Below are 12,260 nucleotides of genomic sequence, written 5' to 3'. Positions count from 1 at the left end.
CCCTTTACCTGACAGGATTACCGGACCATGTATGAGCCAACGGCAAAAGGACGTCTCTCATGCAGGCCATACGCCCCTGGCGACATATTGAGCGCCGCAAATCCCGCCAGATTTTCGTCGGCAATGTGCCGGTTGGCGGGGATGCGCCAATCGCTGTCCAGACCATGACCAACACACCGACGGAAGATGCCGCCGCAACGCTGGACCAGATTCATCGCGCCGCCGACGCTGGCGTAGATATTGTCCGCGTGTCCTGCCCGACCGAAGACGCCACAGCCGCCATGCCGCAAATCTGCCGCGAAAGCCCGGTGCCGATCGTGGCGGATATTCACTTCCACTATAAGCGCGGCATTGAAGCGGCCGAGGCTGGCGCAGCTTGCCTGCGCATCAATCCCGGCAATATCGGCAATCAGGCCCGCGTGAAGGAAGTCGTTTCTGCTGCACGCAATAATGGCTGCTCCATCCGCATCGGCGTGAACGGTGGATCGCTCGAACGCCATCTGTTGGAGAAGTACGGCGAGCCCTGCCCCGATGCCATGGTCGAAAGCGCGCTCGACCATGCCAGAATTCTCGATGATCTGGACTTTCACGACTACAAGATCTCGGTCAAAGCCTCAGACATGTTCCTCACCGTCGCGGCCTATCAGCAACTGGCTGAAGCAACCGATGCCCCGCTTCATCTGGGTATTACAGAGGCAGGCGGCCTGCGCACCGGCACCGTGAAATCCTCTATCGGCATGGGCAATCTCCTCTGGATGGGCATTGGTGATACCATCCGTGTCTCCCTGTCCGCCGATCCGGTCGAAGAAGTCAAAGTCGGCTTTGACATGCTGAAAAGCCTTGGTCTGCGCACACGCGGTGTGAACATCATTGCCTGCCCAAGCTGCGCGCGGCAGGGCTTCGACGTCATCAAAACGGTTGAAACACTCGAAGATCGCCTCGCCCATATTGCAGAGCCGATCTCGCTCTCCATCATTGGCTGTGTCGTCAACGGACCGGGCGAAGCGGCCCTGACTGACCTCGGCTTTACCGGGGGCGGCAAGGAATCCGGCAAGATGTTCGTCTCCGGCAAGGCCGATCATAATGTCTCGAACGCTGACATGATCGAGCACATTGTCGAACTGGTCGAGAAAAAGGCTGAAGCCATGCGCGACGCGCGTGAGACCGAAGCAACCGCAGCGGAATAAACACGACGTTTTATAGGTCGACGTGCGCACATTCCTCCGGCATTCTGCAAAGAAAAACAAAAAAAGCTGGGAGGCATGAATGACAAGCGGATTGCGGATCCGACAGATCGTCTTTGCGTGCGAAAGCACGGAACGTTTTTCCGAACTGACTGCGATTTTAGGGCTTCAGACGCCCTTTCCGGACCCGGGCGTCGCCGAATTCGGACTGGTGAATGAGGTCTACGCGCTCGGCGACCAATTCATCGAAATCGTTGTTCCCACCACACCGGAAGCACCCGCCAGACGCTTTCTCGACCGTAATGGCGAAGGCGGCTATATGGCCATCTTCCAGGTCCCTGACATTCAGGCCTCACGCGCCCGGCTGGATGCGCAAAAGCTGCGCCGCGTCTGGGATATTGATCTTGATGACATCTCCGCCAGCCATATTCACCCGGCAGATATTGGCGGCGCGATTGTCTCCATCGATGAACCCCGCCCGGCATCGGCCTGGCGCTGGGGTGGACCGGACTGGGACCAGCGCAGCGCAGTCGGCGGCGTATGTGGCATCACGCTCAGTGCGCCAGACCCGGTCGCACTCGGTAAGACATGGGCTACCGCCCTCGGCGCAGATTATGATGACGCGCGCAATTGCTTTGATACCGAAGACGGACCGGTCTGTTTCCAGCATGGAGAGACAACCGGCATCACAGCCTATCATCTCGACCTGCCGGACAAAGCCAGCATCCTCAAACGTGCCAGCGAGCAAGGCTGCGAGATCGACGCGCGCGGCTTTGAGTTCTGCGGCGTGCAGATGCTCCTTTAGAAGAGGGATCGCCGCCTCCGCTCGCATGCAGGGAGGGGTAAGCAACCTGCATGCAGCTGGATGGGTTCGCGCGAAGGCGGCGAAACAGGTTGGCGGTACGCCTTAGTCGAGGCCGCCCTTCACATATGGCTCGCTTGAATCGAACATGCGTTCATCCATGGTCGACTGAGCGCCGCGCGTGATCGTCTTGTTGCCGTCTTCACCCTTGGTCATGACGAAGTCATCATAGAGATTGTTCAGCGCCGTGCGGGCTTCATAGGTCAGCGTATCGCCATCAATCGTGATGATCTGGAAGAACTGCGTGTTCTCCGCCCTGCGCTGTAGCTGGACGCCCGTGTCGGCATAGTCATCCCAGCCAGTGTCCTTGAAGTCATACTGCTTCGGACCGGACACAGAGTTCACGAACATGATGTCCACATCGCCGCCAGCATCAGTATAGCTGATCCGCTCCGGCGTCTGGCTCATCGCGCCGCGCGCATATGTGTGATCATGGCCCTGCAGAACCAGATCGACCTTATGTTTCTGGATCACAGGCAACAGAACGTCGCGAAGCTCAGGCGTATCCCGGTCACTGCCTGAAGAGAAAATCGGGTGGTGCATGGACAGGATTTTCCACTTCGCATCACTGCGTGCCAGCTGTTCGTCCAGCCAGTCCGCCTGCGCCTGTATTTTCTCGTTCTGTGTCGACAGAATGAAGATGTGAATGTCGTCAGAATAGCGAATGTCATAAGCCGCTTCCTGCAGATCATCTGGCAGACCAGGTGCTTCCGGCAGGGTGAATTGCGGCCGCCACATCATGGACAACAGCCGGTCAGATTCTTCACCATTCAGCTTGTAGCGGCGGTATTCATGATTTCCCGCCACCGGAATGGCTGGCAGCATGCCATGAATAAAGCCGACAGCCTTGAACCAGCTCGCCCATTCAATGTCACGCGCGCCATTATTGACGAGGTCTCCCGCATGCAGAATGAAGCGGGAGTCCGGCGCTGTCGAATATGCGGCGCGGATCAGGCGCGACCAGTGTGACAGAACACCGTTCTGCGCGTCCCCGACATAGATGAACTTCACAGGGCCGTCTTCTGCCGCTGTGCGGATCTGGAACCACTCACTCCAGTTCCCCTCACCACCGCGCACACGATAGGCATAGACCGTGTCCGGCTTCAGATCGCGAAAGATGACAGAGTGATAGTGAACCGGCGCCAGACCTTCATTCCAGTCCGCTTTCCAGATTTCCTGCGCAATCGGCACATCCACCAGATCGAGCGCTTCGGTCTCACCCAGCACAATTTCTGCGCCCGCATCGAAGCGCGCCGCATCGGTTGCTTCGACGATCTGAGCCACAGCAGAGCTCACATCATCATCCGTTCGCCAGGTCACAGCAAAGCTTGTCTGCGGCGCTTCCGGGATCGTGGTGACGATGCGGTCAGGCCAGCTCGAGGCGTCCTGCCAGGGCGGCGTCAGGGGTTTTTCGTCATGGTCGTGTTCGCCATGTGCATAGGCTTGCGGCGCAAGGCTCGCACCAAGGCAGCATAGTGAGAGCAGCAAATGCTTCATCATTCTGTTCATCCGGATTGTCTGAAAAAAAAGCATCCGGGGCAGCCATTCTGCCCCGGATGGAAAGGTCATTTGAGGCCGTTAGAAATTGAACCGCAGACCTGCCATATAGGTGCGACCAAAGCCCTCAATCTCGTAGACGCGGCTGTCATTGCCGCGATAGCGACGGCCAACCTGATCGGTCAGGTTCTTTGCATCAAAGTAGAATTCGAGATTGTCATTCGCCTGATAGCGCGCGCCGAAGGAGAGACGACCCAGGCCATCCCAGTAACGGTCAAATTCCTCGGAACTGCCGTAGGAGTTCAACCACTCGGTACGCCACTGCCAGTTCACCCGAGCAGAAATACCGTATTTCTCCCAGTAAACGGACGTGTTGTAGTTATAATCAGACGAACTCGTCATTGGCGCCGTACGGCCATCACCCAATGTGATTTCAGAATCGGCGATTGTCAGGTTTCCATTGAAACCAAAACCATCCGTCCATTCCGGCAGACCGTAATCCGGCAGGAAGTCGAACTTCTGGGCATAGACAAATTCGAGACCGTAATACTGCCCCTTGTCACCATTCGCATCGGTGTCGAACATGTAGTCGGCACGATTGTAGAGCGGTGTGTTCAGCTGATTAGAGCCAAACCGCGTATTCATGGAAACGATCGGATCTTTGATGTACTTGAAGAAAGCACCGGCAGACAGAATACCAACCGGCTTCAGATACCACTCGTAATAAGCGTCCACACCATAGGCGAGTTCTGGTTTGACGAATGGGTTGCCGCCGGAAATCTCCTGATCCTCATCATTGATCTCAAAGTTTGGTGCCCGGGTATCGAAGTCGGCGCGCGCCAGACCAGAGTTAAAGGACAGACGGAACTTCTGATCTTCAGTGATGTCGTAGTTGATGTGAATGGATGGGAAATAGCCTGTGTGGCTATCACCGGCATCCAGCAGAACGAACTCGTCATCCTCGACGCCATAGGCTTCACCTTCGTTTTCGGAACGCTCTACGCGTAGACCGGCAACGATGTTACCCCAGTCGAAATCAACCGTCGCCATCGCATACAGCGCTGCGATATCTTCCTGAACGCGATAGTAGTTTTCAAGGAAACGGTCGCTCTGATATTCACCAGCACCTTGCGCAAGCGCTGTGCGCAGCACACGCGCCGCCTTGTCATGGTCGTAAAGATATCCGTCCCAGCCGCTAGGGAATTCACCGAACATCAACTCGTCAGACATGATCTCGGTCGCATTGAATTGACTGAGACCAGCCGCCTCGAGCGTATCCGGAGAGACCTGCGTACGGTCCTCTTTGACTTTCTTCAGACGGGTGTCATAGGAGCCGCCAAACTTCACCGTGACCGGCAGATCATAGACGGAAATGTCGCGTTCAAGGTCGATACGACCGCCCCAGGACTGCGTCATATCCAGATTGTGATACTCGGTCACACGATCAAACTTCAGGCGTTCAACGTCATAGAAATCGAGCTGCTGTCCTGCAGAATACGTGCCGTCCCCGTTATCAATCGTATCGAACATGGTGAAGATCGGATAGTCAGGGTCGGTGTAGTCATACTCGACCGTGAAACGGCTCTCGAGACTGCTATCGCTGGTAAACGCGTACTGAGAATACGCGAAACCTTCATCATTTGCGCTGGTTTGATTGAGGCGCCAGCTGACATCCCAGCCCTTGATGAAGTGATCACCGCCGAGTGTATTCGTCAGAATGCTCTGAATGCTGAGGCCGGTATTGAACTGGCCGTCACCTTCGACGCCATAAACAATACCTTCTTCAAACGTGTTGCCGCATGAGACCTGCGCATAACACGATTCGGAATCATCCAGGTCAAATCGCAGCAAATGGCGCTGCTCATGGTCACGGAACTCGGTGTAAATGGATGAAACGAAGAGCTCGTGATCGGCATTCGGACGCCAGTCGAAGCGGCCAGAATATGCTCTGTTCTGGCGATTCAGGCGATAGAGACGATAATCATACTGACTGGCCCAAATGATATCTTCACCGGGCGTGCCACGCGCTTCGCTCGCCTGTTCAAAACGGTTTTCGATATTGTCGGTCACCTGATCGCGCTCATAATGCGCGGCAGAAACCACAAAGCCCATCGTGTCATTGTTGAAGGTATTGGAGATCGCGAGGTTCAGATCCTGCTCTCCACCGCCGCCGAGTTCCATATAGCCACCGGCAACCTGACCGGAAATCATCAGACCGTTATGGTCGAACGGACTTCTCGTGATGATGTTGACGTTACCGGCGATCGACTCCGCAGGCATGTCCGCTGTCGTCGCCTTCGTTGTTTCAATCGATGACACAATCGCATTCGGAACCGTATCAAAGCGCGGCGTACGTCCACTCGGCGAAACAATGTTCAATCCGTTGAAAGACAGGGTTGTCCATTTCGTCGGCGCACCACGCAGGTTGATGTAACGCGCCTGGCCCTGGTCACGCTCGACGGAAACACCCGGCACGCGAGACAGTGCCGCAGCGACGTTCTGGTCAGGAAAGCGACCAATCGTGTCGGATGCAATAATGTTGACGAGGTTGTCTGAGGCTTTCTGGCGCGAATAGGCAGCAGCTTCTGAATCTGCAATCGGGGACGCGGTTACAATCACCTTGTCCATGACACCGACATCGTCATCGGCCGACAATGGCAGCATGGCCACGCTCAACGTCTTGGACTTGCCGTCCGCGACTTTCACAGTGCTCGAGAAATCACGCTTGCCCTGATACGTGATCAGCACGTCAAACGTGCCTGTAGGCAGATTGCGGATGATAAAGCGGCCTTCGCGGTCGGTCTCTGCCGAACGGTTCAGCGAAGGAATTTCAACGAGCGCGCCTTCCAGATACCCCATCGTGCCTGCAGCCGTCACCTGGCCGGACAAAGACGTGGAGATCGAGGCCTCGCTTTGTGAAATCTCTTTCGGAGCATTCACTGACTTTATGATCAGCGCACCGCTTTCATTCTCGGAAATCTCCAGTTCCTGACCGAGTGTCAGGCTTTCCAGCGCGGTGCGGACCGACATCTCACCTGACAGGGGTGGAACATTAATGCCCTCGATCAATTCACCGGACACGAAAATAGGCACGCCGCTCTCACGTGAGAGCTCGACGATGACTTCACTCAGATTCCCGCCATTCAGCGAGATCGGCTGAACAGCAGATGCGTCCTGTGCACTTGCGGCTTGCGCCACCCCCTGGAGTGCGAAGACAGATACGGCAGCAAGCAGTGACCGGGTGATACCGGTCTTCATTTGCCCGTTGGCTTGTTGCGACATTGTAGGTTTTCCCCTGAAAAGAACAGCTTTGAAGCCAGCTCCGACAGCGCCCCGTCAGACGCGCCGAAGTTGGTCTCCGAGAACTGGTCGCTTCAGCCAAGTTTATTTTCAGGAGAAAATCATGATTTCACAATTGTTTCACAGAACAGTTTTTTACTTTCAAATAATTGAAACAATTGATACACATTATATTTAAATAAATGTCACAAAACTATTTGTATCTACCAAATTATACTTCAATAGTTGTATTCTTGAAAATCATTTCCTGTAAAGCGCAACAGCCCCCGCGGTCTCGACTGCGCGCACTGGCAAGGTCTCTTCCACCGCCTTCAGGAACACGTCGGTTTCTCCGGACGGAACGGAAAACGTCACCCGCAGATCACCGATATCTCTGTCTGCCAGGAGGATCGGGACGTCTCGATAGCGGTTCAATTCGAAGACAACATCACTTAAACGAGCATTCAGATATTCCAGATTGCCATTGCGCCAGGACAGAGAGGCGACATCAAAGCGGCTCACATCACCAAGCTGACCATCGCGAAAGACCCGTATTTTCTGCCCCGGCTCCAGGACGCGGTTTTCCCGATCGGTTTTGCCGCGCAGACCAACTTCAATCCGTCCGCTTGCCAAAGCGACATTCACCCAGTCACGGCCCCGCTCCACATCAAATGTCGTGCCAAGAACCCGGACCTGGGTGTTATCGGACTCGACAATAAACGGACGGTCTTCATCCCTGACCACATCCAGAAAGACGCGCCCTTGCTGGAGCTGGAGAAAGCGGCGACCTTCGGTGTAGCTGCCAGTCACTGTCGTGCGCGCGCCCAATGTCAATTGGGTGCCGTCGGCAAGCTCCACCGTCTTTATTTCGCCCTTATCGCTCGCATACCGAAATCGGTCAGGCTCCGACCCCGGAGCGTTCTGGATGATCATAAGTCCAATTATGACAGCGCAGGCGGCTGCAAGAGGCGCAGCCCATTTCAACAATTTTCCAAACCGGGCGGGTTTATTGTCATTAGCGACATGCGCGGACACGCTGGTCGATCTGGTATCCGCATCAGCTTCCGACTGTAGCGCGTTTTCCACGAGCAACAGATCGAGGTCCCGCCAGGATTGCTCGAGCCTCGCAAGCGATGACGCATGTGCATCCGATTGCGAAATCCACGCCCTGAAACGCTGCTCATCAGCCTCGCTGAACGCATCTCCGTGCAGCTCTGAAAGCCACAGCGCCGCTTCCTCATCCAGTGATGTCACAGCATCACTGCCGACTGGCAGCAGCTCGCGGCGACTTATTTCCCGCGTCATTCGTCCCCTCCCGACGGGTCATGTATTTTCGCAAGCACAAGCATGGCAGTCCGCAGTTCGGCTGAAATCGTCCCCAGACTCCAACCGGTTTCCTGACTGATCTGAGCATAGGTCTGCCCTTTCAGCCTGCTTCGTTCCACGATTTCACGCTGCCTGTCCGTCAATTGCGAGAGCGCCTTTTTCAGCTGCTTGAAATTGTCCTTGCCTAGGAGGACGCGTTCAGGCGTCAGATTTTCAAAAATAATGTCAGTATGACTGACATTTTCTTCGATGAGGCGCGTCGCCCGGCGCTGAGAGCGTATGCCGGAGACAGCAATATTGGCTGCAACAGTGTAGAGAAAGGCGCGCTGATCCTCGACATGATCGAAACTGTCCATGCCGGAAATTTTCGCAAACGCCGCCTGTGCGCAGTCTTCCGGCTCCGGCGGTCCATCGCCGAACCGTTTGCGGAGCCAGACAATCAGATGCGCGCCATGTTTGCGGTAGAGTCGCTCGGTCAGTCCGCGCAGAAGCGCAGTCGGATCTTTCTCAGGCAACGCTTCGGCACTCACGATAGATGCCTCCGACCGGTGCTCCACACCGGAAATTAGGGACGGTTTCCGAACTCGCGATCTAATGGCGCACCGGCTTTGTGCTGTCCAGCGCTCAACCGCCCCATTGCTTTGCGCGCATCAACTTCATGCCGGACCTGTGTTTTTATGCGACAGCTGAAAGCCCGGCAGCGTATCGGTGCGCGCTTGCTCTTGCCGATAGGGCAGACCAAAGAGCGGTCGCAGGACCGGCACGCGCCGGATGATCAGCTCATTCAGCAGGAAACACCCCGCGACCGTTGCCGTGATCACCAGCGCAAACTCTGCCCAGACATTCAAGCCCTGCCGCGTCAGCCAGAAACCTGCCAGAATGATCAGCGTCTGATGCAGGATGTACCAGGGAAAAATCGCCTTCGTCATATAGGTCAGGAGCGGGCCCGGCCGGTTCAGATAGCGCTGCGCCAATCCGATCAGTGATAGGATCACAAGCCAGGCATAGAGAATGCGGCCCATGCGTGCCGGCCAGATCACCCACTGCCAGTCTTCAGAGACAGCCAGCGCGTCCCATTGCGCCCAGAGCACCGATAGAACTACGCCAAGGCCAATCGCGAGCGAGATCGCGGCAGGTATCACACGGCGCACAGCCCCCCAGAAACTTTCAGATTTGGCGAGCCAGAACCCGATCAGCACATAGGTCAGGCTATGGGCATGATTGGCCCAGTCCCAGATCAGATTATGCGTGGTGGGAAAGTATGGATCGAGCACCAGGCGATAGATCATATGCGGCAGCGCCGGTAGCGCCAGCATAGCCAGAACACCCGGCCATCCGGCAACAACCTGCTTGCAGATCGCCTCGCCGCGACCCGCCATAAACCGGCTCATCGGGCCTGACACTGGCGCGATCAGCAGCACATAGACCAACAGATAGACAACATACCAGAGGTGGTTCCAGGTCGGCGTCAGCACAGAAAAGGCGGGCCCGACAAACAGATAACGTGGCCAGAAGGCCGCGAAACTGCCTTCAAACTCACCTGACTCCACCAGCTGCAGCCAGCTTTGCGGCGCAACGATGAGGATCATGCCAAACAGAATGGGGAGCCCCAGACGCAGCAACCGGCTCTTCAGCAATGAGGCAGCCCCGGATTTATCTGCGGCGAAACGCAGGGCCACACCGGAAATGAAGAACAGGAGTGATAACCGCCACGGGTTCAGCAAACGCATCAGCCATTCGGCATCGGGCCCCGCATGAACGCTTTTCACATGCCAGTCCCAGCTCACATAGAACATGCCGGTATGGTAGAAGATCAGCAGCAGGAAAGCGATGATCCGCAGCCAGTCGAGATCATATCGCCGGGTCGAAATAAGGGTCATGAAAAGCTCCGTTTCAGCAAAGCTCACCCTGCCCGTTTGACCCGCGCGCAGCCGCCGCTTTGCCACCATCATCAGACAGAGGTGACGAAATCGGCTCGCCGGGGACGAAATTCAGCCTGCCGGGACGAATGCCGGGCCGCGCCAATTTGGCCTTTCGAAAAATTGTGCCAGTAGAACCGGATGACGACGACGCAAACCCACCCCGAACACCTCGCAGACAGACACGCCGACCGGCAGACCTGGGTGCTGGTCGTCATACTCGTCTTCGCCTATTTTCTGGTCGAGGCCAGTTCCGATCAGTTTGATCTCGCACGCGATGGTCACACCGAATGGGTCTATCCCTGGATCTGGCAGGGGTCATCCCACCTCGCAGCCCTGATCTTCATCCCGATTGTTCCCGTCATGCTGTCCCGGTTTCCGGTCTCGGCAAGCAATTGGTATCGAACGCTGCCAGCACACATTCTGGCCTCCATGGTGTTTTCGGCGTGCCACATCCTCACCATGGTCGCGATCCGCAAAATCGCTCAGTCCTTCCTGTCCAGCGAGCCTTATGAGTTCGGCCTCTTCCAGCCCGAGATCTGGCTCTATGAATATCGCAAGGACATTCTGAGCTACACGCTGCTTGCGCTTGCCTTCTCCACCGGGCGCCTGCTGGAACAGCGCGCCCTCGAAGCCCGCGCTGCCCGTGAGGACGCGCATGAGCGCGGTCGCCTCACGCTCAAATCCGGTGGACGCACCCTGTTCATTCAGGCCGATGATGTGATCTGCGCAAAGGCCGCTTCGAACTATGTGGAAGTCACCACACCGCACCAGACCCATCTGGCACGCATGCCACTTTCCGAACTCGAACGCCTGCTTCACGAATCCGGCACAGGCCATATCCGCGTGCATCGCTCCTATCTCGTCCACACCGGTCACATTCAGGAAATCCGGCCTACGGGCGATGGCAATGTGTCCATCCTTCTGGAGAACGGCGCACAGATCCCCGGATCGCGCAGTTACCGTGATCAACTGCCCGGAATGTCCACCTGACGTTGATCACCTTTCCTTGAACAGCCTTTAACGATCGGAACCTCACCACATCTGAAGCGTCGTCATTACGTATCCAAAAGGGAGAAAAAATGTCGATCTCAGAGAAACTGTTCGAGCCCACCAGACTGGGCGATGTTGAAATTCCGAACCGAATTCTGATGGCCCCGCTCACACGCAATCGCTCTGAAAGCGATGGCACCCCGAAATCCTGGGCCGAAACCTATTATTACCAGCGCGCGAGCTCCGGCCTGATCATTTCCGAAGCCACGCAGATTTCGCCCATGGGCAAAGGCTATATTGATACGCCGGGCATTCACACGGCCGAACACATGGCCGCATGGAAGAAGATCACAGATGCCGTCCATGCGGGCGGTGGACGCATTTTCTGCCAGCTCTGGCATGTTGGCCGCATCAGCCACACCTCGCTCCTGCCGGATGGACGCGCCCCCGTCTCATCATCCGACAAACAGGCAGACAGCCAGACCTTCACAGCCAATGGCTTTGAAGCGACCTCCAAGCCGGAAGCCCTCAGCATTGATGGCATTCAAGCAACCATCAAAGACTATCAGAATGCGGCGCAGTTCGCCCGCGCAGCCGGTTTTGATGGCGTGGAAGTCCATGCCGCCAATGGCTATCTGCTGGACCAGTTCCTCCAGAATGGCGTGAACAACCGCGACGATGCCTATGGTGGCAATGTTGAAAACCGGATGCGCTTCCTTCTGGAAGTTCTGGCCGCCGTTGAAGGCATTTTCCCGCCAGGCCGCATCGGTGTGCGTCTGTCACCGCTTGGACAGGCAAACGACATGTCAGACAGCGATCCGGAAGCAACTTTCGGTGCCATCTACTCGACATTGTCCCTGCGCAATCTCGCCTATCTGCACGTCGTCGAAAGCTTTTTCACCAGCGATTCCAGCGATGAGGATGCGGCCATGCTGAAACGTCTGCGTTCGCGCTATGAAGGCAATTACATCGCAAACGGCGGATATGATGGCGAACGCGCAAGCGAAGCGATCGAAAGCGGCTATGCAACAGCTGTCGCCTTTGGCCGTCCTTATATCGCCAACCCGGATCTGCCAGAACGCATTCGCATCGGTGCCGACATGAACGAGCCGAACCAGGAAACCTTCTATGGCGGCGACGAGACGGGATATACCGACTACCCATTCCTGTCCTCCCGCCCATAGGCAGACCTGCACCAAT

9 protein-coding genes are annotated in these 12,260 nt (G+C 56.3%); 4 read left to right on the top strand and 5 right to left on the bottom strand.

The annotated features are described in order from the left end of the window. The first annotated feature begins 59 nt into the window (after positions 1-59). Positions 60-1,187, top strand: coding sequence for a flavodoxin-dependent (E)-4-hydroxy-3-methylbut-2-enyl-diphosphate synthase (gene ispG / locus ACFQDM_RS10335; protein WP_377378731.1), 1,128 nt, complete (start codon positions 60-62; stop codon positions 1,185-1,187). A gap of 79 nt (positions 1,188-1,266) precedes the next feature. Next, positions 1,267-1,989 carry a hypothetical protein gene (locus ACFQDM_RS10330; RefSeq protein ID WP_377378730.1) on the top strand — a complete coding sequence of 241 codons (723 nt, stop codon included), beginning with the start codon at positions 1,267-1,269 and terminating at the stop codon, positions 1,987-1,989. A 102-nt stretch (positions 1,990-2,091) separates the two neighbouring features. On the opposite strand, the gene ACFQDM_RS10325 is transcribed toward ACFQDM_RS10330, so the two are convergent. The 5 genes from ACFQDM_RS10325 to ACFQDM_RS10305 form a co-directional block, all read right to left on the bottom strand. Then, positions 2,092-3,546 (bottom strand): metallophosphoesterase, encoded by a 1,455-nt coding sequence (locus ACFQDM_RS10325; RefSeq protein WP_377378728.1) that lies wholly within the window; start codon positions 3,544-3,546, stop codon positions 2,092-2,094. A 78-nt stretch (positions 3,547-3,624) separates the two neighbouring features. Continuing rightward, on the bottom strand, positions 3,625-6,825 hold the full coding sequence (locus ACFQDM_RS10320; RefSeq protein ID WP_377378726.1) for a TonB-dependent receptor: 3,201 nt from the start codon (positions 6,823-6,825) through the stop codon (positions 3,625-3,627). Between the two features lie 258 nt (positions 6,826-7,083). Next, positions 7,084-8,127 (bottom strand): FecR family protein, encoded by a 1,044-nt coding sequence (locus ACFQDM_RS10315; RefSeq protein WP_377378724.1) that lies wholly within the window; start codon positions 8,125-8,127, stop codon positions 7,084-7,086. Then, the gene (locus ACFQDM_RS10310; RefSeq protein WP_377378723.1) at positions 8,124-8,678 is read right to left on the bottom strand and encodes an RNA polymerase sigma factor; all 555 of its coding nucleotides are present in this window, start codon (positions 8,676-8,678) and stop codon (positions 8,124-8,126) included. Before ACFQDM_RS10310 ends, ACFQDM_RS10315 begins: the two co-directional genes overlap by 4 nt. Before the next feature lie 126 nt (positions 8,679-8,804). Continuing rightward, positions 8,805-10,028 carry an acyltransferase family protein gene (locus ACFQDM_RS10305; RefSeq protein WP_377378721.1) on the bottom strand — a complete coding sequence of 408 codons (1,224 nt, stop codon included), beginning with the start codon at positions 10,026-10,028 and terminating at the stop codon, positions 8,805-8,807. Positions 10,029-10,208: 180 nt separating this feature from the next. Between ACFQDM_RS10305 and ACFQDM_RS10300 the strand changes: the two genes are divergently transcribed. Further along, positions 10,209-11,060 (top strand): LytR/AlgR family response regulator transcription factor, encoded by an 852-nt coding sequence (locus ACFQDM_RS10300; protein WP_377378719.1) that lies wholly within the window; start codon positions 10,209-10,211, stop codon positions 11,058-11,060. Positions 11,061-11,149: 89 nt separating this feature from the next. Then, positions 11,150-12,244, top strand: a complete 1,095-nt coding sequence (locus ACFQDM_RS10295) for an alkene reductase (RefSeq protein ID WP_377378717.1) — start codon at positions 11,150-11,152, stop codon at positions 12,242-12,244. Positions 12,245-12,260: the final 16 nt, after the last annotated feature.

Source organism: Ponticaulis profundi (assembly GCF_042659465.1).
GTDB lineage: Bacteria > Pseudomonadota > Alphaproteobacteria > Caulobacterales > Hyphomonadaceae > Ponticaulis > Ponticaulis profundi.
This window is presented reverse-complemented; position numbering and strand designations above follow the sequence as displayed.